Annotated in this window: 16 protein-coding genes, 4 tRNA genes and 2 pseudogenes; 7 read left to right on the top strand and 15 right to left on the bottom strand. The window is 51.5% G+C overall.

The genetic code is table 11. From position 1 onward, the window contains the following. The 5 genes from AYI96_RS12100 to AYI96_RS12080 all read right to left on the bottom strand — a co-directional run. A partial coding sequence (locus AYI96_RS12100; RefSeq protein ID WP_260852995.1) for a GTP-binding protein occupies window positions 1-382 on the bottom strand: 382 nt, incomplete at its 3' end. 115 nt (window positions 383-497) lie between these two features. Next, window positions 498-573 (bottom strand) — tRNA-Thr (locus AYI96_RS12095). Between the two features lie 9 nt (window positions 574-582). Beyond that, window positions 583-656, bottom strand: a tRNA-Gly gene (locus tag AYI96_RS12090). 35 nt (window positions 657-691) lie between these two features. Then, window positions 692-776, bottom strand: a tRNA-Tyr gene (locus AYI96_RS12085). 8 nt (window positions 777-784) lie between these two features. Then, window positions 785-860, bottom strand: a tRNA-Thr gene (locus AYI96_RS12080). A gap of 233 nt (window positions 861-1,093) precedes the next feature. Between AYI96_RS12080 and coaA the strand changes: the two genes are divergently transcribed. Next, window positions 1,094-2,041, top strand: coding sequence for a type I pantothenate kinase (gene coaA / locus AYI96_RS12075; RefSeq protein ID WP_039036033.1), 948 nt, complete (start codon window positions 1,094-1,096; stop codon window positions 2,039-2,041). Here the strand turns inward: coaA and birA are convergent, their stop codons facing one another. The 6 genes and pseudogenes from birA to AYI96_RS12045 form a co-directional block, all read right to left on the bottom strand. Next, window positions 2,042-3,001, bottom strand: a complete 960-nt coding sequence (gene birA, locus AYI96_RS12070; protein ID WP_071476143.1) for a bifunctional biotin--[acetyl-CoA-carboxylase] ligase/biotin operon repressor BirA — start codon at window positions 2,999-3,001, stop codon at window positions 2,042-2,044. It abuts the gene before it with no gap. A 2-nt stretch (window positions 3,002-3,003) separates the two neighbouring features. Then, a complete protein-coding gene (gene murB / locus AYI96_RS12065; RefSeq protein WP_144361674.1) occupies window positions 3,004-4,029 on the bottom strand; it encodes a UDP-N-acetylmuramate dehydrogenase in 1,026 nt (341 codons plus the stop codon). Between the two features lie 300 nt (window positions 4,030-4,329). Continuing rightward, window positions 4,330-5,703 carry a M16 family metallopeptidase gene (locus AYI96_RS12060; protein ID WP_405130431.1) on the bottom strand — a complete coding sequence of 458 codons (1,374 nt, stop codon included), beginning with the start codon at window positions 5,701-5,703 and terminating at the stop codon, window positions 4,330-4,332. 56 nt (window positions 5,704-5,759) lie between these two features. Then, window positions 5,760-7,088: a M16 family metallopeptidase gene (locus AYI96_RS12055; protein WP_039036029.1), complete on the bottom strand. Its 1,329-nt coding sequence runs from the start codon at window positions 7,086-7,088 to the stop codon at window positions 5,760-5,762. A 170-nt stretch (window positions 7,089-7,258) separates the two neighbouring features. Further along, window positions 7,259-7,543 (bottom strand): annotated as a pseudogene (locus tag AYI96_RS12050) (M20/M25/M40 family metallo-hydrolase); the annotation flags it as partial. Between the two features lie 157 nt (window positions 7,544-7,700). Then, the gene (locus AYI96_RS12045; RefSeq protein ID WP_052248289.1) at window positions 7,701-8,054 is read right to left on the bottom strand and encodes a hypothetical protein; all 354 of its coding nucleotides are present in this window, start codon (window positions 8,052-8,054) and stop codon (window positions 7,701-7,703) included. Between the two features lie 332 nt (window positions 8,055-8,386). On the opposite strand from AYI96_RS12045, the gene AYI96_RS12040 reads away from it, so the two are divergent. Continuing rightward, the gene (locus AYI96_RS12040) at window positions 8,387-10,489 is read left to right on the top strand and encodes a putative bifunctional diguanylate cyclase/phosphodiesterase (protein WP_144361672.1); all 2,103 of its coding nucleotides are present in this window, start codon (window positions 8,387-8,389) and stop codon (window positions 10,487-10,489) included. Between the two features lie 178 nt (window positions 10,490-10,667). Here AYI96_RS12040 and AYI96_RS12035 read toward each other — a convergent pair whose 3' ends face one another. Next, complete coding sequence (locus AYI96_RS12035) at window positions 10,668-11,258, bottom strand: tRNA-uridine aminocarboxypropyltransferase (RefSeq protein WP_071476139.1); 591 nt, start codon at window positions 11,256-11,258, stop codon at window positions 10,668-10,670. A 452-nt stretch (window positions 11,259-11,710) separates the two neighbouring features. Continuing rightward, the gene (locus tag AYI96_RS12030) at window positions 11,711-12,559 is read right to left on the bottom strand and encodes a PfkB family carbohydrate kinase (RefSeq protein ID WP_039036026.1); all 849 of its coding nucleotides are present in this window, start codon (window positions 12,557-12,559) and stop codon (window positions 11,711-11,713) included. 342 nt (window positions 12,560-12,901) lie between these two features. On the opposite strand from AYI96_RS12030, the gene AYI96_RS12025 reads away from it, so the two are divergent. Then, on the top strand, window positions 12,902-14,068 hold the full coding sequence (locus tag AYI96_RS12025; RefSeq protein ID WP_039036025.1) for an MFS transporter: 1,167 nt from the start codon (window positions 12,902-12,904) through the stop codon (window positions 14,066-14,068). A gap of 75 nt (window positions 14,069-14,143) precedes the next feature. Here the strand turns inward: AYI96_RS12025 and AYI96_RS12020 are convergent, their stop codons facing one another. Then, window positions 14,144-15,052: a patatin family protein gene (locus tag AYI96_RS12020; protein ID WP_071476144.1), complete on the bottom strand. Its 909-nt coding sequence runs from the start codon at window positions 15,050-15,052 to the stop codon at window positions 14,144-14,146. Between the two features lie 333 nt (window positions 15,053-15,385). On the opposite strand from AYI96_RS12020, the gene AYI96_RS20315 reads away from it, so the two are divergent. Together AYI96_RS20315 and AYI96_RS20530 are read left to right on the top strand one after the other, a co-directional pair. Next, a complete protein-coding gene (locus tag AYI96_RS20315; RefSeq protein ID WP_157822972.1) occupies window positions 15,386-15,559 on the top strand; it encodes a hypothetical protein in 174 nt (57 codons plus the stop codon). 345 nt (window positions 15,560-15,904) lie between these two features. After that, window positions 15,905-16,048 (top strand): annotated as a pseudogene (locus AYI96_RS20530) (excalibur calcium-binding domain-containing protein); the annotation flags it as partial. Window positions 16,049-16,301: 253 nt separating this feature from the next. Here the strand turns inward: AYI96_RS20530 and AYI96_RS12010 are convergent. Further along, window positions 16,302-17,219 carry a LysR family transcriptional regulator gene (locus AYI96_RS12010; protein ID WP_039036024.1) on the bottom strand — a complete coding sequence of 306 codons (918 nt, stop codon included), beginning with the start codon at window positions 17,217-17,219 and terminating at the stop codon, window positions 16,302-16,304. A gap of 178 nt (window positions 17,220-17,397) precedes the next feature. Here AYI96_RS12010 and AYI96_RS12005 point away from each other — a divergent pair, with 178 nt between their 5' ends. Beyond that, a complete protein-coding gene (locus tag AYI96_RS12005) occupies window positions 17,398-19,374 on the top strand; it encodes a ligand-gated channel protein (protein ID WP_144361671.1) in 1,977 nt (658 codons plus the stop codon). Window positions 19,375-19,548: 174 nt separating this feature from the next. Further along, a complete protein-coding gene (locus AYI96_RS12000; RefSeq protein ID WP_144361670.1) occupies window positions 19,549-21,075 on the top strand; it encodes a tetratricopeptide repeat protein in 1,527 nt (508 codons plus the stop codon). The last annotated feature ends 18 nt before the right edge of the window (window positions 21,076-21,093 follow it).

The raw sequence follows: 21,093 nt of genomic DNA, 5'->3' as shown, positions 1-21,093 counted from the left end.
CGCCTACCTGACGAGACAGCAGGATGTGCTCACGAGTCTGTGGCATTGGGCCGTCAGTAGAAGCTACTACCAGGATTGCGCCGTCCATCTGGGCAGCACCGGTGATCATGTTTTTAACATAGTCAGCGTGACCTGGGCAGTCTACGTGAGCGTAGTGACGAGTTGGAGTGTCATACTCGATGTGAGAGGTATTGATGGTAATACCGCGCTCACGCTCTTCTGGAGCGTTATCGATCGCTGCGAAGTCACGCGCCTCACCACCGTAAGTCTTAGACAGTACAGTTGAGATAGCAGCAGTCAGAGTGGTTTTACCATGGTCAACGTGACCAATGGTGCCCACGTTAACGTGGGGCTTACTACGTTCAAATTTAGCTTTAGACATGGTATTGCCTCAATCTAAGATTTTCTGGTGGTGAAACCATATATAGTGAAAAAGTCCGATGCAAATGAATGTCATCGAACAGATTATAAAGGTAAAAGTAGAATTTAAGAGAGGCTGGTGCTGATAGGCAGATTCGAACTGCCGACCTCATCCTTACCAAGGATGCGCTCTACCACCTGAGCCATATCAGCATGCAAATTTGGAGCGGGCAGCGGGAATCGAACCCGCGTTATCAGCTTGGAAGGCTGGAGTAATACCATTATACGATGCCCGCGCAACCTACTTAAGGCTACCTACTTACCTTGAAAATGGTGGAGGGAGAAGGATTCGAACCTTCGAAGGCGGAGCCGTCAGATTTACAGTCTGATCCCTTTGGCCACTCGGGAACCCCTCCGATAAAATTGGTGCCGGCACCAAGAGTCGAACTCGGGACCTACTGATTACAAGTCAGTTGCTCTACCAACTGAGCTATGCCGGCACTTCATTTCGGTAGCGGATATTAGGTAAATGTTGGGGCGAGTGCAATAGGAAATTGGTTTTTTTTCGCAAAAAACCCCTGAGTGGCGTTTTTTTACCCTGACAATGCGTAGCGATTAGACTTCCCCTTAGCCCTCTGTACACGGGATAAACAATTCGGTCCGGCATAGGGATTTTTTATTGTTCATGAATAATTCATGGTGTACTGTGCCTTGCCTGAGCAGAGGAAATCAGATGACAACAGCCAACTCAATTCAACAGGCATTGTATATGCCTTTTCACCGCCAGCAATGGGCCGAACTTCGTGAGTCTGTGCCTTTGACCTTGAGCGAAACCGAATTGAAGAAGCTGCGAGGGATTAACGAAAAGGTTTCCCTCACAGAAGTCACCGACATCTATCTGCCCCTCAGCCGTCTGCTTAATTTGATTGTTGGCGCCAAGCAGCAAAGAGGTTTGGTGTTAAATGAATTTTTGGGGCAAACTCCGGCCAAGAGCCCATATATTATCAGTATTGCCGGCAGTGTCGCCGTAGGGAAAAGCACCACAGCTCGTATATTGCAGGCACTGTTGAGCCATTGGCCCGAACATCCCAAGGTCGATCTGATCACCACTGATGGGTTTCTCTACCCCTTGGCAGAGCTGAAACAAAAAGGATTATTACAGCGTAAGGGATTTCCGGAAAGCTATGACATGAAACTCTTGGTGGAGTTTATCGCCGCCATCAAGTCAGGCGCCGAATTGGTCGAGGCTCCGCTATATTCCCACATCAGTTACGACAGGCTTCCCGAAGTGCAACAGGTCAGACAGCCAGATATTTTGATCTTGGAAGGCTTGAATGTACTGCAGACAGAGCTGGATTCTCCTGTGAGTATCAAGCGGCCTTTTGTCTCTGATTTCGTAGACTTCTCTATCTATGTAGATGCCGATGAATCACTGCTGAAACATTGGTATATAGATAGGTTCCTGCAGTTCCGGCATACGGCGTTTGCCAATGAGCGCTCCTATTTTCACCACTACGCCAAGCTGAGCGATGCCGAAGCTGAACATATAGCCGCCAATATCTGGGACACCATCAACGGCCCGAACCTGAATCTGAATATTGAGCCCACCCGCGAGCGGGCACATCTTATTCTGAAAAAGGGTCAGGACCACTTGATGGATCAAGTGCTGCTGCGAAAATAATCAAGCGCCGCGTAAACTGATTTCCCCACCAACAAAATGCTGTGTGCCTGTATCTGTCTGCAGGATAACACCGCCTTGCTCATCCACTCCAAGGTAGTGGCCGTTAATCTGTTGCTCACCCAGTAGCAGTTTGACCTGTTGACCGGCAAAGATATCGGCACTCTGCCACCTGCTGCTGAATGCTGCCAATCCTTGAGTTTCAAACAGCTTGAGATCTTTCAATAACTGTTGGTGAAGCTTGATAGCCAACTCAGTCTTGTTCGGCATAGATTCAAGCCCACTGAGATCGCTCCAGGGTTGATCCAGTTGTTCACCCAGTTCAGCAGGCATAGCCATATTCAAGCCTATCCCGATCACCAGATCGCATTCACTGTCGGCAGTCCCGGTCATTTCAATCAGTACACCGGCAAGTTTACGCCCATCGAGATAGATATCGTTGGGCCACTTCACTCCCAAACCGGCAATACCGAAAGACTCCAACACACTAACCAGTGAACAGGCAACCACCAGACTTAAGCCCATCGCCTGGGAAAGACCTTGAGAGAACTGCCAGTACATAGAGAAATAGAGGTGACTGCCGTAGGGCGACAACCACTGGCGTCCTCTACGTCCTCGTCCAGCCGATTGATACTCGGCAATACAGAGATCGCCATTACTCAATTCATCGACATGGTTGAGCAGAAAGGTGTTGGTACCAGCCAACTCATCAAAGTAAAAACAGCGGTTATCTATAGCGGAGAGTAAGCGCGGCTTGTCGATAAGATGCAAACTTCTAGCTAACTTATAACCTTTACCTTTCACGCTGAAGATATCGATCCCAAAGGCGGCCAAGGCGCTGATATGCTTGCTGACGGCGGTACGGCTGATACCGAGCTGTTCGGCCAGTATCTCGCCGGAGACAAACTCACCCTGCTGCAACAGCTGTAATATTTCCCGCTTGCGCTTCCACTGTTCGCTCATCGTCAGAGACTCCTCTCTCCTGTTGCCGCAAAAATTCGCGGCTCGGGTAGTAATTCAACACCGAAAAGCGCTTGCACTTGCCGGATAATTTCCCGCGCCAAATTGGCCACATCTTCACCGCTGGCGCCGCCTTTATTCACCAGAACCAAGGCTTGCTTATCATGAACTGCGGCTGCTCCCATCTGGAAACCTTTCAAACCTGCCTTATCGATAAGCCAGCCTGCGGCCAGCTTAACCCTTCCATCTTGCTGAGCATAACCCACCAGATCAGGAAAGCGTTCGGCCAACTTAAGATAGTCGGCAGCAGTAACCACAGGATTCTTGAAAAAGCTACCGGCATTGCCAAGCACTGCAGGATCCGGCAGTTTTTCCTGACGAACCTGACATACCTGCTCAAAAATCATAGGCGCGGTCACCTCTGTCTCTTCAGCAAGTGATTGCAACGGCCCATAACTCAGTTTGGGCTGCCAATCTTTAGGCAGTTTCAAACCGACAGAGGTGATCACAGCCCTGCCCTTGAGTTCACTTTTGAAAATTGACTCTCGATAGCCAAAACCACAATCAGCGGCCTCGAGGCGAGTTAGCGCACCGGTTTGCAGATCCAGATACTCAACCCAGTCACATACCTGGCACAGTTCAACCCCATAGGCACCTATGTTTTGAATAGGCGCTGCGCCAACCGTGCCCGGGATCAGAGCCATATTCTCAAGTCCCGGCATCCCCAGTTTAAGCGTTTCACAAACCAAATCGTGCCAGTTTTCACCGGCGGCAACCTTTAAATAGAAATGTGTTTGGTCCTCACTGACCTCGATTCCCTTGGTAGCGATTTGAATCACTGTCCCTTGATAATCCTCAAGCAATAATAGATTACTGCCGCCACCGAGGATCAGCATTGGGACATCATCATCCTTGTGCTGCATACAAGCCCGGACAAGCTCAACGGTAGAGCTCACTCTGATGAGTTCCCGGCAATAACAATTGATTCCAAAAGTGTTCAAGGATTTAAGGGAGTGGACTAGGGCTGGCATCTAAAGCTTTCACTGCAAATAAAAGCAGCATTGTAACGGGATTAACCGACTATTTCAGCCTTCAGCGGTTAAACATACTCAAACAAGTCAATCGTCTACCCAATAGGACTGATATCGCACTTTAGCGTTCAACAGGAAATTCATTAGGGGGACTATGATGTAGCGACCATAGTGGTAAAAAGCTTCCGGTATTATGGCAGGCAATTGCAGATTAGCTTTACCGGGAATGTGTCTGAATCACTATGCTCCAAGCAAGACAGTCAAACAACAAGAGAGCGTTGTTTGACTGCCATGAAAGGGTTAACCCCCGAAACCGACATCCTTGATATCGACCCGGGTCACTTCGCCATACTTGGCTGCTATCGGGGCTATCTTGTCACCGCTGCCAATCAGCACCATCTGCAACTTATCCTTGGGGAAGTAGTTGTCGACCAACTGCTTGGTCTGCGCCAGAGTCAGTCCATCCACCCGTTGCTGGAATTGATTGATATAGGACTCATCAAAACCGTACAGGTACATGTCTGACAGCAGACCTGCCAACTGGCCACTGGTTTCAAACTTGGGTGGGAACTGGCCTTTGACGTAGGCCTTGGCCGAATCCAGAGTCTGCTGATCTATCCCTTTCTGCCACAGGCGACTGTAGGTCTTGAGTGCCAAGTCAATGGCTTCCTCTGTCGTAGCCGACTTGGTGAAAGTACTGATCATAAACACCCCTGAGTCACGATAGGGGACGAAACCCGAGCGCGCGCCATAGGTTAAACCGGCATTCACCCTCAGCTCATCATTGAGCCAGGAGGTAAAACGGCCACCGAGTATGGTGTTGACCACAGTCAGGCCCACATAATCAGGGTTATCCTGAGTCACACCCAGGCCACCTATGGTGAAGGTGGTCTCTATCGCGTCCGACTTATCCACCAGCAAGACTCGGCTGGCAGACAGAGTCGGCAGCCCCTGCTTGAGGTCGACGGCACGCAGCGATTCGCTGTTGCTCCATTGACCGAATGCCGCCTGCAGCTTGGCCTTCATCTGCGCCGGGTCGAAATCACCCACCACGCTGATAGCGGTATTGGCCGGTTGATAGTAGCCCTTGTGGAAGGCTCTCAACTGGTTGACCGTCAACTGGGACACAGACTCACTGGTTCCCGAACTGGCATTGCCATAAGGATGCTGACCGAAGACCAACTTGTTGAAGTAGCGCCCAATCACGGACTTGGGACTCTCTTTCTCCTGCGCCAGCTCGGCGACTCTGCGACTCTTGAGTTTATCAAACTCGCTGGTCTCAAAGTCGGGACGGGTCAGCACATCGGCAAACAATCCCAGCATGGTATCGACATCTTTGGCCATAAAATCGGCACTGAGGTAACTGCCCTCACGGCCGGCATCAGCATTCAGACTGGCACCGAGAAAGTCCACCTCCTGCTCTATGCTGGCCTTGGTGCGACCGGCGGCGCCGAGCAACAAGCCCTGAGCCGTCACCGCTGCCACACCGGCTGTGGTGTCATTGACGCTGCCGACTTTCACCACGGCGTTCAGGGTGATCAGCGGCACCTCTTTCTGCGGCATCAGCATCAGCGTCAGGCCGTTATCCAGAGTGACTCTTTCATATGTTGGCAATACAAAGTGGCCGGTATCCTGGCTCACCTTCACCTGGGTAGACTGACAACCTGAAACCATCAAGGCTGCGGCAATGGCCACAGCGCCCAGAGAGGCCTTGAGAGAAAAAACCTTGCTCATTGATCCGCCTCCTCTTGTGCAGCCAGTACCCCCACAGTGCGGTTGGCACGGCGCAGGTATGTTTCTGCCACCCTTTGAATGTCGGCCACTGTGACCTGGTTATAGGCATCCGGCGCCTGGAACAGCTTGTCGAAACTACCGAAATAAAGTTCGTAGGTGCCCAGGGTATTGGCCTTGCCATTGATGGTTTCCATACTGCGATAGAAATCCATCAGCTTGATATTTTTTGCTTTTTCCAACTCTTCAACCTTAATGCCGTCACGGGCAATACGGTTGACCTCTTCGATCAATGCCTGCTCCAGAGTGGTGGCGCTGACACCTGGGGCCGCCACCCCAAGGATATACAACAGGTTGGGGTCAAAAGACATAGGCATATAAGTCTCGGCGGCAATCGCCAACTGCTTGTCCACCAAAGCCTTGTAGAGGCGCGAGCTGTTGCCTTCACTCAGAATCGAGGTCAGCAGATCCAGCGCGTAATAGTCTTTATTGGTGGTGGCCGGTACGTGGTAGGCCAGCATGATATTGGGCGTGCTGACTGACTCTTTCTTGACGAAGACCCGTCGTTCCCCTTTTTGCAGCGGCTCGACTGTCTTCACCGCCTTGGGTGGCTCTTGCGCCGGGATAGGGCCAAAGTAACGCTGGGCCAGACGCTTGACCTCGGCCAGCTTAACGTCACCGGCAATCACCACCACCGCATTGTTGGGGGCATAGTAGGTCTTGTGATACTGCACCAGATCTTCCAAGGTCCAGGCCGCAATATCAGATTCATGGCCAATCACTGACCAGCTATAGGGATGCGCCCTGAAGGCCACACCTTTTACCTCTTCCTGCAGGGTTCGCCAGTTGGAGTTTTCCAGCCCCGTGGTACGCTCGGAGGCAACTACGCCGCGCTCACTCTCTACCATCTCGGCATTGATATCCAGCGCCGCAATCCGATCGGCTTCCAGATCAAAAATGGTTTCCAGAGCATTGGAAGGGAACCAGTCGGTATAAACGGTCACGTTTTCAGTAGTGTAGGCGTTGTTGGCGCCACCGGCCGCTTCCATGGTGCGGTCAAACATCTTGGGGCCGTATTTCTTGGAGCCATTGAACATCATATGCTCGAAGAAGTGGGAGATCCCTGTGATCCCGGGCACCTCGTTGCGTGAGCCCACCTTCCAAAACAGATACATGTTGGCATTGGGAATGGATGAGTCTTCCAATACCATGATTTTCATGCCGTTATTCAGGGTAAAACTCTGAATATCTTCGGCCGTGGTCGCCTGTGTTGTCGCCGCCCCAAGAAGGCTGGCTGACATCAGCAGGGCGGTCAGCGTACGCTTCATTGGGTCGCTCCTTGGCTGATTGCTGATTTCAAAAGATCCAATATCGGGTAAAAAAGCACTGCAAATCAAGTAACAAGTGATACGGAATTGTCAGATTTTGTAAGCAAAATGCTTTATCCCGTACGGTTTATTTGCCGCTTAAGCTGGCGAGGCCAGTGTGGCCAACGCCTCTACCCCGTCTTGAACGCTGCTTCATCAGTATAGAAATAGGGGGAGTGATTGCTGGCCGCCGTTGCCGGGTCAGTCTCCTCAAGAGTTACCCCAAGAAAGAAGAACCCCCCCGGGGTTTCTTGCGCGTAGAAAGCAAAGTTCTCAGCCCCTGTGATAAGCCCGGGTTCAACCAGCCTCCCCTTGCCCGCCACTTGCTCCAGCAAAGGCCTGACTTCGGTCACCAATTCAGGACTGTTCACCGACACAGGATAATCCTGGGCTATCTCCGTTTTCGCTTCAGTGCCGTTGGCTTACGCTATCATTTTGGCGGCCTTGCTCAGTGTTGTTTAATATTGGCCCGACCCGACTAGAGGTTTTGATAGTAAATTGAGCGTCAGCCACTATTGAAAGTCTAATTAAACAACAAGCACTTTAACTTGGAGGCTGAAGTACAGATCCAGCTTAAGGCTCTATTTTCTTCTGTTTCAGCTTCTTCATCTTGGGCTCGTCGATTTTACGCTCTTTGGCCGCAGCCTCTTTGGCTTGCTGCAGGTATTTCTGTTCCCGCTGCGCCCTCTCATCAAACTGTTTACTGGCTTTTAACCTTTGCTCCTCCTGCCAATCTCCGGATTGCTGGCGTTTGAGCACTTTCTGTTCCCGCTCGGCGGTTTCCTTGGCGGCGGCTCTGGCCTTTTCCAGCTGTTCCTGCTCCAGACGCCGGGCATCTTCACTGGCCTGTTCACCCAGCTGAGTCAAATCAGCCGCACTCACGCTAAAGGCCAGCAGCCAGCTCAATAACAGTATTAATCTCGCCATCATTCGCTCCTGCTTAAAGAGAACAAAAATCCATCTTCCAAGGACTATCACACATTTTTTCACCAGTTTGACCGATAATGAAGGTTTTTAGCAACAAAACGAAATTTTGATTGAGCCAAAGAGTAGATCTGTTTAGCTTTAAACTAACGGATTGAAATGCTGTTCCACATAACCGTTTGCCCAACCCGTAAGCTATAGGGTGCAAGGCAAGTCACCACATAGTCGGGAGTAATGGCTTCCTTCCTGTAGGTTGAAGAGCCAAATATGCGGAGTAGTGTAACCATAACAAAGGGAAGTGGTTCTCAACGGAGAACGACAAGGGAGTATCCTGGATGATCCGATGGACACAACTGTTACAGAGCCTGGTGGCCGACACAAAACTCGGGCCCCAGTTGCAACTCTGGCGCAGCGAGCCTCACTCGACACCTCTGGCCTTATTCATGGGGTGTAAAATTTTTGCCGCCAATCAGGCAGCATTGGATTACTTCGCCTGTGTTCACCAGGAAATTCTCGATGCCACTCTCTATGACTTTGCTCCCAGACTGCAATTAGGCGGTCAGAGCAGCATAGAGTTGGCAAAAAAACTCATGCAAGCCGCAGCGGCCAGCTCTCAAGTACAGGAGTGGTTACACCTCAATCGCCACGGTAAAGAGCTGCCAACCCGCCTCTACCTGGAACCAGTCAGAATAGACAGTAATAAGATGATCTTGGTGCGGTTCGAAGCCTTGGATCGTCGCCTCAGTCCCAGAGGTGAAGCTCAGGATGTATTCGGCCTGCTGCCCCGCAGTGTATTGGCCGGTATTCTCGAAGAAAGTGCCGAAGCCGTTGTCATCAGTGATACCTCGGGCAAAATCCTTGCGGTCAATCGGGCCCTCTGTCGTCTTTGCGGCTTTAGTCAGGCGCAGTTAATAGGTCAGCAGTTGCAGATCCTCGAAACCGCAAACGATCCCAAGCAGAGAGAATGCCGTGCTGCGCTGGCACAGCGGGACTTCTGGCAGGGAGAGGTCAGCCATACCCGGGCCGATGGCAGTCACTTCCCCGCCTGGCAGAGCAGTCGCAGATTGCAGACTGAATCCGGTTGTTATCTGGTCACCATCTTCAGCGATATCAGCGAACGTAAACAGCTGGAATCACGCCTGACAGAACAAGCCATGTTTGACATGCTGACAGGGCTTCCCAATCGCCGTCATATGAAGCGCAAGCTGCGCCAGGTTCTCAGTGCCAGTCTAGAGGCCATCAACCAAGGAAAGCCAACCACTGGAGCCTTGATGTTTCTCGACCTCAACGGCTTTAAACATGTCAACGACAGTTTCGGTCATTCCATGGGGGACAGAATACTGCAACTGGTCGCCGCCAGGCTGGAAGCCGGCTGTATAGAGAGAGCCGATATCGCCCGTATGGGCGGCGATGAATTTACTCTGGTGTTGCAAGATTGCCGCGACAGGGAAGATATCTACCGTTTTGCACAACAGATATTGGCTCTATTCGAGACGCCGTTTGAGTTGGAAGGACAAAAGTTTTACCTGGGTACCAGTATAGGTATCAGTCTTTTTGGCAACCGAGAGATAGACCCTTCCGAACTGCTGAGCCAAGCCGACACCGCCATGTACAGTGCCAAACGCAGCGCCAGTCATATCAATTTCTATGACAGCTCTATGAGTGAAGCCGCCGAACATAAACTTAAACTGCTCGGCGATCTGCGTCACGCCTTGGGGCTGGGACAACTGAGCCTGTTTTATCAACCCATAGTCAGGCTCAAAGATAACCATATGGCCGGTGCCGAAGCGCTGTTGCGCTGGCACAAGAGTCCTCATGAACTGCTGGAAGCGGCCGATTTCGTACCCTTGCTTGAAGAAACCGGTCTAATAGTCACTGTTGGCAACTGGGTCGTAGAGCAAGCCTGCCGACAACTGGCAGTTTGGCGGCAACAGGACAACGACTTTATTATTTCAGTCAATGTATCACCGCTGCAACTGGAGCACCTGGACTTTTACCAACAAGTAAAATCGACGCTGCAACATCATCAGCTTCCCGCAGAAGCCTTGATTTTGGAGATCACCGAATCGGCATTGCTGGGTCACCCACGTCAGGCCAAACAAACGCTCAAACAGCTCAGGGCACTGGGCGTCAAAATTGTCCTTGATGATTTCGGTACCGGACTATCATCATTGAGTCGTTTAGGCAATCTGCCACTGGATGGACTAAAAATTGCCGGTGAATTTGCCGAGCAATTGGAACATCAGAAAGGCAAACGTTTGTGTCAGGCCATAGTGCAGCTGTCACAGGCGCTTGAACTCAAATTTGTTGCTGAAGGAATAGAAACTGAATATCAAAATGATATGGTACGACAGATGGGGGATGGACTGGCCCAGGGGTTCTTTTTCGGTTACCCCTTGCATCCGGAACAGTTTACCTTGGCGCATTTTGATCTATAAGAGCTCAATACCAAAGAGGGTGAACAGGACTGTCGGCAACAGAGTTACTCCGCTACCACTCCCCTGCAAAAGCGGTAAGCCGACAGTCCCACTCCATCATCAGAGATGATGCAGGCTCATTAAAACCGGATTCACTTATAAATGTCGTGATCCACACGGAATTTTCGCGACCGCTTACTCAATACCGCTCCCGCACTTTGACCGGCATCCGCCGTAACCTCTGCTCCACCAGCTCAGCCAGTAATACATGCATAGGCGCCACATCCAGCCCAGGCTCCAACTGAGAAAGGGCCACAGCTGCAGCCTCAAGTGTCGATAAGCTATCACTGCGATTAGCCTTGCGGATGCGATACGCTGTCGGTGCCATCAGTGGTAAATACCTTTGGGGCAACGCCTGTAACCAAGGATTAAGCCGATACATTTTCAAGGTTTTGCGCCAGGTGCCGTCCAGCAGGATAAGCCTTACAGCTTCTGATGAGTCATCTGTCTGCAACAGCTGACTGTTCTCTGAGGGATAGAGCAAGAAAGTCGGCATGTTATCTCTTGCCAGTTCGGCTCTCAACTCGGCAAAATCCGCCTCGGTTTCTCCCACTATCACCCGGACGTCCGGCACGGCCAACTGCAACAAACGCACACTATTTTTTGCGTGCTCGACCTCTGAAGGATGTTGCAGCACCAGTAACTGGCTACTAGGGTATATAGCAGACACTGCAGCACAAACACAGGCCGTTTCTGGGTACCCACATTGTTCACAGTAACAGCGCGACATACCTAATAACTTTCCTTAATCAGCACTTGCTCTCTTCAACGCCATCTTGCCATTTATCGTCAGGCTAATAGTCGATCATCTGCCAAGACGGCAACTCAGTAATACCAATATTAACACATGCCCCAGGTTAAATTCGGCTCTGAGTCCAATGCCAAAATGAAACGGTTAATGAGAGTTCCCTGTATGACAACAATGCTTTATAAATAGAACAACTCTGTCCTCATCGCCTTTGCTTCCAGTTATGACTAACAGCTCTTGTCGAAAATCCGACCTCAAAAACAATGGTAAAAGATATAAAAAAGCCCCGCTCAAAGAGCAGGGCAAGCCAGTTAGCATATAAATAAGAAGGGAGAAACCCGCAGAGCTCTTAAGCTCTAGCCAAAGATCGCCAGCAAGATTAAGCCCACTTGATGACAGCGGCATGACACTGAGGCGGGATTTTTATGACAAGCTCAATCCTGCTGTGCTTGCAGGTACTGACGTAATGCATCTCCCGGAATCGAGGTTTCAGAGGCAACCGCCAAAGCCGCCCACTGAGCGGCTTCCTTCATGGCCTGTTCCACTGCCATTCCCGATACCAAACCATGGATAAGCCCGGCGGCAAAGGCATCACCGGCACCCGTGGTATCCACCACTGTCGCCGGCACCGCCGCTATCAACGTCTCACCATTCTCCTGGTATAACACTGCGCCCTGCTCACCTTGAGTCACAATAAAGTATTTAAGTGCATCACCGGCTATCTGACGCCCAAACTGCCAGGGGCTAAGCTCACTGCGCCCTTGCATATCTGTTACCGAAGACAGCAATACATGGCAGGGTCTTGGCCTGTCATCTTTGGCCAATTGTGCCACCACCAGAGTGTGTTCCAGCGCGGTTCGCGCCCAACTGACCGCTCCTTCGGCAGAGGAGTTGATATATAGCGCATCCCACTGCGACCACTTGGGCGGCGCCGGCAATTCAAATATCGGCCGCTGCGGCCGAATAATGGTGCGCTCGCCATCCGGGGTCATCACCAACAACATTTCACAGGTATTGCCTGCTCGCCGCTGCACCCTGCGACAATCCAGCCCTTGGGTACTGGCTTCGGCCAGCAACCAATCGCCCATCTCATCCCGTCCAACCTGGCTGACCAGAGCCACATTATGGCCGGCCCACTCCAGTCCTATGCCTGTGTTGGCGCCACCGCCCCCCAAGCGTTGGCCACCATCCTGATAATGGAATCGACCTCCGGTGCGCAGGGGTTTATCCAGCAATAAGATTCGGTCACAGTTAAGATTGGCAACAAGCAAAATATTGGCCATAGAAATAGTCCATAGAAACGAATGACCCATCTTACCCCAGGGCAAACACTAAATGCAGCGCAGCCAACAACAAAGGCCCTAATAGGTGATATTGCCAAACGGCTAAAAACACCGTTTAACTCAGCAAAAAATGCCGTTTAAGCAAGTTTTTATTTACATTTATTCAAAGTTAAAACAGACTATTAAACATCCAGACTTTGGTAAAATTTTCTTTCCAAGACAACAAAATAAACTCACTTTACCCAAGCGCTACAGACTCCTATATTCGCGGAAAATTTCACCATTAAGACCTTTTTAAACTGATCTTCGTTTAAAAGGTCATTTTTCTATTTGGAGTCTGAGTTGTCTCAACCTCATGCCACCGCTCACAACAACAGTGCCTGGGTACCTGTTGCGGGTTTGACCTTGTTTGCTCTGGCTTCCGGCTATCATATGAGTCTGCTGCCGCTGGCATTGGACGGTTTTGGCTTAGCGACAGATCTGGCGGCTTGGCTGGCGAGTATTTTCTATTTCGGCCTGTTGCTCGGGGCAACTTGTATTTCACCTGTAGTGGCACGCCTGGGACACAGAGGCGCCTTCATCCTATTTCTATTACTGCTGGCGGCGACAGTGGCTGGCATGCCCTTGGTGGTTAATGGTCAGTTTTGGCTGGCGGCGCGCTTTATTGCCGGGATTGCCGTGGCCGGCATCTTCGTAGTGGTGGAGTCCTGGTTGTTGATAGCCGACACAGCCAAGCAAAGAGCCAAGCGTTTGGGCTTCTACACAGGCTCACTCTATGGTGGGAACGCCCTGGGACAACTGGGTGTGGGACAATTGGGTGTTGATGGTGCCATGCCGCATATTTTGGTGGCGATAGTACTGGTGTTGGCCGTATTGCCGCCACTGCTGGCCAAGCGCTGCCAGCCACAAAAAATACAGCATCAGAAGATTAGCTTCAAAGAAGTCAGGCATGTGAGTCGCCCTGCCATCATGGGCTGTCTGGTTGCAGGTTTGGTATTGGGCCCCATCTATGGCTTGATGCCTGTATTTCTCAGCGAGCAAACAGGTGACCACCAGCTGACGGGCAAACTGATGGCCATAGTGATCCTGGGAGCCATGTTGGTGCAACCCCTGGTCAGTTGGTTGTCTCCAAGATTCAGCAAGACTCTCTTGATGGCGTTTTTCTGTTTGTTGGGCGCCGCCGGGGTTATGGGTATTTTGCTGAGTCACAGCACTTTGGTGATGGGCTTCAACCTGTTGCTGCTGGGGGCTGCCGCCTTCGCCCTTTACCCTATCGCTATTACGCTGGCCTGTGACAGCCTCGATAGCAGCAAGATAGTGGCGGCAACCGAACTTATGCTGCTCAGTTACTCTGTGGGCTCGGTTATCGGGCCTCTGGTGGCCAATGGCTTCCAGCAACAACAGGGTCTGCTCATGTATCTGGGCTTGTGTCTGACCACAACCTGCATCTATATGCTGATATCCAGTGTACGGCCAACCCGCGGCCGGATGCCGGCACTGCGCCCATGATCCCAATCCCCGAAGTGAGTGTCAGCCATTCAGGCTGACACTAACTTGGCATGCCCCTCAGAACTTCTGAGTCATTTACGCTCTATGGACGCCGCTTGGCTTGTCATCATAACAACAGAACTCCAGCACAGCAGGCAGCACCTCACGGCCATCGGCCAACCCTAAATGATACACAGCCTCTACCTTGTTGATGTCGCGCTCCAGCCTCGACAAGTCCAGTGCCATGTTAGGCTGGATCACCATAGCACTCCCTGCTGCCACCGCCTGTTGTAATTGCTGTTGTGCCTGGTTATACACCTGATGACGCCTCAACAAAGCCTCGGCAACCTTGGGATAACGCCGATAAGCTTTTTGTGCCAACCATTTAAATTTAAAGGCTGACTTACTGTAATCTGCAGCCTGAGTCAGGATAACCAGTTGTTTTTGATAGCCGTCGGCTCTGGCTTGCTCTAGCGGGATAGGAGCCGCGATGCCACCATCAAGATAAGGCACGCCATTAATGGCAACGGGTTTGGAGATAAAAGGCAGACTGCTGGAGGCGATCAGTATCTGCAACAGCTGCTCGTGGCCGTCAAAGTCACTCATACCAAAGAAGTCGGTTTCACCGGAAAGGCAGTTGAAGGCGCCTATTTTGAATTCGGCTCCCGAAGACAGGAAAGTCTCAAAATCGAACGGCAACAACTCATGAGCCATGCGTCTGTAGGTGAAGTCAGTGTTGACGTAATTGCCCGTCTTCAACAGATGTCTCATGCCCATGTAGCGTTTATCTTCAAGATAACGCTGCTGAATTAACAGATTACGCCCCTTCTGCCTGGACAGATACGAAGCCGGGTAGATGGCGCCAGCGGAAACACCCACCTGATAATCAAACATAACTCCGGCTTCCAGAAAAGCATCCAGCACCCCGGCGGTATAAATGGCGCGCAAGCCACCGCCCTCCAGCACCAAAGCCGTGCCTTGCTGTTGCCTAAACGCTATGACCATGATGATTTCCCCCAATACAGCCAATAGCGCAGCATAGCCAAGCATGACCCACAGGGAAAGCCACTCTTACAAAACCTGTACTTTAGCAGTAAGAAAATTGCCCTGAACTACTTAAGCTTATACTGATTTTTTATTAAGAAATCCGCCAAAAATATTCTAGTTGATGACCAGCTTATCCTTGGTAAACCTGGGTGGCACCGGGTTTGGCTATATTTGGACAAATCACAACATTGCGGATATCAGGCGAACCGGCATTATCAGGCAACTGATTAAAAAGTAATTTATCTACCGTGGCAGGAAGCCATGCTGTATTGGCGGACAGGAGTTAAAAGAATGGATGCTAACAATCAAGGGGAAATCTGCTTACTACCGCAGTTGGCCAACAAGCACAAACTCAAACTCTATCGCTGTTGCCTGGAAGAATTTCGACAGTTGGGCTACTGGGACAAATATGTGCAGCAAGTGCAAGACGAAGTTAACAGGCTCCAGGCCTTGGCGGAAGAGTAAACTGCACAGCACCCGGCAATAGGGTGACACAAGTCAAATTTAAGTTAAAACATTCCCCGGAACAAGCTGCAACAACAACGTAAAATTTCACCTTGGGTGATTTCGCCACTCAAAGACGCAAAGCCAACTTCAATTTGGCCAAGGATGCCAAAATTCTTAAGGTAAAAAGATGAAACGCTTTGTTTTTATTTTATTTTTGGTTATGCCTGTTATCTGAGTTGGGTAAAGCTCAGTGGTAATGAACCGCAACAGCTGACCAAAATTCACCAAGACACCCTAAGCAACAGTATCCGCGAAGCGGCTCAAACCTCGCCGCGCTATGCCAGTAAGCCTGTGGAGATGGACACAGGTTTCCACTGCGATGGGCGCCGATATTGCAGCCAGATGACCTCCAGGGCCGAAGCCGAATACTTCAACCGTTACTGCCCCAACACCAAAATGGACGGCGACAATGATGGCCGTCCCTGTGAAAACGACAGCCGCTGGTGAGTCACGCTATTTCTCAAGCAGCGGCTATAGCTCACTCACGACCAGACAACTGCCAACAGTTGCGGCCATGTTTCTTGCCTTGATAGAGCGCTTTATCGGCCAAGGCTATCATGCTGGAAAGCTCATCGTCACATCAAAATCCAGCCCAGGTCTAAGCATCAACACTTAAGTGACAAGCACAACTTGGTATTACTGATACAAAAAGTTTCATCTGTGAGCGGATTTGGTGACCAAACACACGATATCTCAAGGTTTAAAAATCTGGCCGAGGTCCATGTGCGGTGAAACATGCGCCCAGGGTCGCTATCGCCTCACGAATTTTAGGAGCTTGCCCCTCACGCCCAGCGGTCAAGGCATAGACGCTGTACCGCGGCAGTTGCCAGTCAGGCAACAAAGTTAACAGTAAACCCTGCTGCAAAAACTGCCGCACTTCAGGCTCCGGCAAGGCCGCATAACCCAAACCATCCAGGGTAAAACGGATCAGACTCTGCATATTGTTGACGGCCAGGCGCCCTGGCGCCAGAGACAGCTGCTCACCACTGACGGTATGACTCAACATACTGTCTTGCACCATACTCCCCTTATGACACAGACGCTCCCAGTCCTGCAGTTCACCAGGATAGCTTGGCATTGAGTTCCCTCGCCGACGCAGAAAGTCCGGTGCCACGCACAAGAGCATCTGCCAATCGGCCAGATGATGCGCCACCAGCGCCGAATCGGCCAAAGGTCCGATACAAATGGCCAGATCTATGCCACTCCCCACCAGATCCACTGCCTCATCCTGCAGCTGCAACGACAATTGAATGCCGGGATGCGCTTCCAACAGACGCCTTAGCGGCTCACTGAGAAGCCCTCCACCAAAGCCCACAGGGGCGGCTATCCGCAACTCACCGGCCGGACCGTCCTTCAAACGACTCAGCTGTAGCTCTGTCTCATCGGCAAGAGCAATCATCTGCACGCAGCTCTGGTAAAAGAGTTTGCCAGCCTCGGTAGGCGTCAACGCCCTGGTGCTGCGGTTAAGTAGCCCAAGCCCAAGCTGCTGCTCCAGCTTGAATATCTGCTGGCTAACGGCAGATGTACTCATGCATAACTGCCTGGCGGCGGCATTCATGGTGCCCTTCTCAACTGTAGTGGCAAATACCAGCATCGCCTTGACCATCTGCCTATTCATCTTTCAGCCCCATTAAAACAGCAAAAACTCTCAGTTTCGGCAGTCGCTATAAAGCAATCCTTAACTGTGTTTCCAGAAAAATGCGCTTGAGAGGATTGTATCATCGGCGTAAATTCTCGCCATTGAAAATCATTCTCATTTACATAGTTTGCATTTATCATTCAGGAGTCCAAAACCTATGCCTTTATGTCGAATCAGCCCACTGGCCAGCGCCATTGCCGCACTCTTACTCATACCTGCGGCTCAGGCCGATGAAGCGCCCCAAGACATGGAAGTCATAGTGGTCACAGCCTCCGGCTACGAGCAACAACTCAAGGATGCTCCCGCCTCTATCAGCGTGCTTACCCGAGAACAGCTGGATAGCCGTTTCTATCGCGATATTACCGATGCCATGCTGGATGTTCCCGGCGTCGTGGTTACCGGCGGCAGCGATCGCCGTGACATTAGCCTGAGGGGCATGGGAAGCCAATACACACTGATCCTGGTGGATGGCATGCGCCAGTCATCCCGGGAGACTCGTACCAACAGCGATGGCCCGGGAGTCGAAGGCGCCTGGACACCGCCATTGTCGGCAATAGACAGAATCGAAGTAGTACGCGGCCCTATGTCATCCCTGTATGGTTCTGATGCCATAGGCGGGGTGATCAATATCATCACCCGCAAGGTTCCGGAAAACTGGCAAGGCGAACTCAGGTTGGACAGCACAGTTCAGGAACGCAGCGAATCCGGCAATATCTATCAGGGTAACTTCTTTGTCAGCGGGGCCCTGATCCCGGACTGGCTGGGTCTACAACTCTATGGACAATACACCAAGCGAGAAGAAGACCAGATCACCGGCGGTTACCGCGGCCGAGATGCCAACAATCTCAGCGCCCGTTTCTCGCTGACTCCGAGTGACGACCACGACATCATTTTGGAGGTCAGCAGTGCCACTCAGGAATTGGACAGCACTCTTGGCAAAACAGTCGCCCCCCTCGCTCCCGGCAAACCTTGTGGCCGTTTTGGCTGCCCGGCGTCCTCCACAACAGAATATGAAAGCCGCAAGTATTCCTTGGCACACACGGGCCGCTGGGAAATAGGCACGAGTAACACCTGGGTCAAATATGAAGAGTTTGAAAACAAAAGCCGGGCAATGACCATCAAAAACACTGATGCCCAGACCAGTCTGATCACCGGCTTTGGAGATAGTCATACTACCACCTTTGGAGCCGCCTTCAATTACCAGGATCTCAGTGATAAAACAGGTAATCAGGTAGGTGACCGTAGCGACATCAGCAGACGCCAATGGTCGGTATTTGCCGAAAACGAATGGCGCATGAGCGACACCTTTGCCTTGACGGCCGGTTTACGCATGGATGATGACGAAAACTTTAGCGAGCACTTCAGCCCCCGTGTCTATGGAGTCTGGAACCTGACTGACAGCACAACGCTCAAAGGTGGTGTTTCCACCGGCTTCAGGGCGCCAAGCCTGAGACAAACAGTGCCGGATTGGGGCCAGGTCAGCCGCGGTGGCAATATGTACGGTAACCCGGATCTAAAACCCGAGACCTCAATCAACTACGAGCTGGGGCTGCACACCGGCTTCGGCGATAATATCACCACGGCCATGACAGTCTTCTATAACGAGTTTGAAGACAAAATTACCCGAGTACCCTGCCCCGAGAGTCAGTGTACCGATGGTCCGAACCGGTTTGGCTCGGATCCCACCACTTATGTGAATGTGGATGAGGCGGTAACCCAAGGGTTCGAGTTGGATTTCAGCTATGACATCAATGATGACATCCAACTTTCGGCCAACTACACCTACACAGACTCAGAGCAAAAAACGGGTCGCTATCAGGGCAGCCCCCTGAATAAACTGCCCAAGCACTTGCTGCAAACCTCCCTTAACTGGCAAATCAACGACAGTTGGGGCAGTTGGGCCAGGGTGCACTACCGAGGTGAAGAAAGCCAGCCCACTACGGGCCCCTCTTCATCAACTCTGGTAGCCCCCTCTTACACACTGCTGGATATAGGTGCCAACCTGCAACTGATGGAAAACCTCAAACTCAGCGCCGGTATCTATAATCTACTGGACAAAGAGATTACCCAGGAAGAATACGGCTATATCGAAGACGGCCGTCGCTATTGGATGGGAATGACCTGGAGTTTCTAACGAAGGAAATCTTATGCCGTTTTTATAAGCCGGAACAGTTCTGGGATAGACTGGCGCCATTCAACTCTCTCACTCCAAAGACCGCGCGCTGCCGCGGTCTTTTATTAGCTGTTGCAAAAACATCATGACAGCGTTTACTGTGTCCACGCCAACTTCCCAAGGTTAAGGAAAACAATGAAACTGATACTGATTATTATCGCGTTTGTGGCCTTCTTTATTGCCCTGAAAAAGTGGCAACGAGCCCAGGCGGTAAAAAGTGGCGACCCGGATGCCATGGCCAATGAAGGCTTGAGACTGATTGGCAGAAATAGCGTCGATGAAGGCATAGCGCTGCTGGAACAGGCCGCCAATAAAGATCATCCCGCCGCCGCCCAAATGCTCTATGAGTTCTATACCCGTCCCGAGCTGGAGATGGTCCCCAATGATGCCGACAAGGCGATGCACTGGGCCGCTAAGGCCTCGTCATTGGACAATGAATTTGCCAAGCTCCATGACCTGATGCTGGAGCTGAACCAACACCCTGCTTTTGGTGACAATATTCAGCTGCTGGAGCAAAACTTACTCCCCAGAGCCGAAGCCGGTGATATTGAGAGCCAAAGCCAACTGGGACGGGTCTATGCCCGTAACCCGATACTCGATAAAGATGGCAGCAAGGCGATAAAATGGCTCGAGTTGGCCGCTGCCAAAGATGATCCCGAGGCCTGCTTTCATCTGGGAAAATTACTGCAGGAACCCAGACAAGGTGAAGCCGATATGCAGCAAGCGAGATTCTGGCTCACCAAGGGGCACCAGCTCGGTGAAACTGCCAGCGGCGGTCATCTGGCGGAAATGATGTTGCAAGGCCAAGGTGGCCCGGTGGATAAACGCCAGGCCGAACGACTCTTGATTGAGCAGGCAAAAGACAGCAGTTACTCGCAACTGACATTAGGACAGCGCTACCTGAGCGGTGACCAATTACCCCAAGATCTGCACAAGGCCAGAGAGTGGTTGGAAAAGGCCGCAGCCGACGAAGAAAACAGCGTGGCTGCCACTATTTGGGCCGGCTTCCTACTCGAACACTCCCACGACAGTCAGGATCATCTGCGTGCCAAGGCAATACTTGAACCCCTGGCGCAAGCCTGGGATCTGGGTGCCCACTTTCAGCTCGGCAAACTCTATCAACAAGGGCTGGGCATCAATCGCCAACTGCCGCTGGCACTGATGCATTTCGAGTTTGCCGCCATGGCTGAAGAAGCCGAGTATATCGCCGCCAAAGAGACTCTGGCAGCACGTCTGAGCCAATCGGAAAAGCAGCAAGCCCAAGCTCTCAAACAGGAATATTTGACCCTGCACCCCATAGACAACCTGGCCCAGGCCAGATTGGACCTACTCAAGGGCCAAGCTCTACTGTATGCGGATGAGCAAGAATACCAGGAGCTGCAACAAGCGCTGCACTGGCTGGAAAAGGCCGCCTTCGGCGGAGAAACTCTAGCCTATGAAGAGCTGTATGAAACCTGCCTCAAGCTGGATAAACGGGTAGATGCCGCCGTATGGCTGTATCTGGAACTGGCAGAACATAACCAGTTTGGTTTTCAGGGGAATCTAGTGCTGCAGCAACAGGAACTGCTGCAAAGCTTTACCGAGGCCGAAACTGCCTGGTATGAGCAGCGTCTCGAAGAGATTCGGGCGCAACTGCCGCAAAACAACCCCGCGGCCGCTTAAAGCCTGTTTATATGTTAA

The organism is Shewanella sp. MSW, from assembly GCF_007636515.1.
Classification (GTDB): domain Bacteria; phylum Pseudomonadota; class Gammaproteobacteria; order Enterobacterales; family Shewanellaceae; genus Shewanella; species Shewanella indica.
The sequence above is the reverse complement of the archived record's forward strand: the minus strand, read 5'-3'. Positions and strand labels throughout refer to the sequence as shown.

Excerpts from the sequence above, each read along its gene's own strand:
- AYI96_RS12020 (WP_071476144.1), bottom strand. The coding sequence starts at position 15,052 with ATGGTCATAGCGTTTAGGCAACAGCAAGGCACGGCTTTGGTGCTGGAG.
- AYI96_RS12030 (WP_039036026.1), bottom strand. The coding sequence starts at position 12,559 with ATGGCCAATATTTTGCTTGTTGCCAATCTTAACTGTGACCGAATCTTA.
- AYI96_RS12010 (WP_039036024.1), bottom strand. The coding sequence starts at position 17,219 with ATGAATAGGCAGATGGTCAAGGCGATGCTGGTATTTGCCACTACAGTT.
- coaA (WP_039036033.1), top strand. The coding sequence starts at position 1,094 with ATGACAACAGCCAACTCAATTCAACAGGCATTGTATATGCCTTTTCAC.
- AYI96_RS12005 (WP_144361671.1), top strand. The coding sequence starts at position 17,398 with ATGCCTTTATGTCGAATCAGCCCACTGGCCAGCGCCATTGCCGCACTC.
- AYI96_RS20315 (WP_157822972.1), top strand. The coding sequence starts at position 15,386 with ATGGATGCTAACAATCAAGGGGAAATCTGCTTACTACCGCAGTTGGCC.
- murB (WP_144361674.1), bottom strand. The coding sequence starts at position 4,029 with ATGCCAGCCCTAGTCCACTCCCTTAAATCCTTGAACACTTTTGGAATC.
- AYI96_RS12045 (WP_052248289.1), bottom strand. The coding sequence starts at position 8,054 with ATGGCGAGATTAATACTGTTATTGAGCTGGCTGCTGGCCTTTAGCGTG.
- AYI96_RS12040 (WP_144361672.1), top strand. The coding sequence starts at position 8,387 with ATGATCCGATGGACACAACTGTTACAGAGCCTGGTGGCCGACACAAAA.
- AYI96_RS12055 (WP_039036029.1), bottom strand. The coding sequence starts at position 7,088 with ATGAAGCGTACGCTGACCGCCCTGCTGATGTCAGCCAGCCTTCTTGGG.
- birA (WP_071476143.1), bottom strand. The coding sequence starts at position 3,001 with ATGAGCGAACAGTGGAAGCGCAAGCGGGAAATATTACAGCTGTTGCAG.
- AYI96_RS12060 (WP_405130431.1), bottom strand. The coding sequence starts at position 5,703 with ATGGTTTCAGGTTGTCAGTCTACCCAGGTGAAGGTGAGCCAGGATACC.
- AYI96_RS12035 (WP_071476139.1), bottom strand. The coding sequence starts at position 11,258 with ATGTCGCGCTGTTACTGTGAACAATGTGGGTACCCAGAAACGGCCTGT.
- AYI96_RS12000 (WP_144361670.1), top strand. The coding sequence starts at position 19,549 with ATGAAACTGATACTGATTATTATCGCGTTTGTGGCCTTCTTTATTGCC.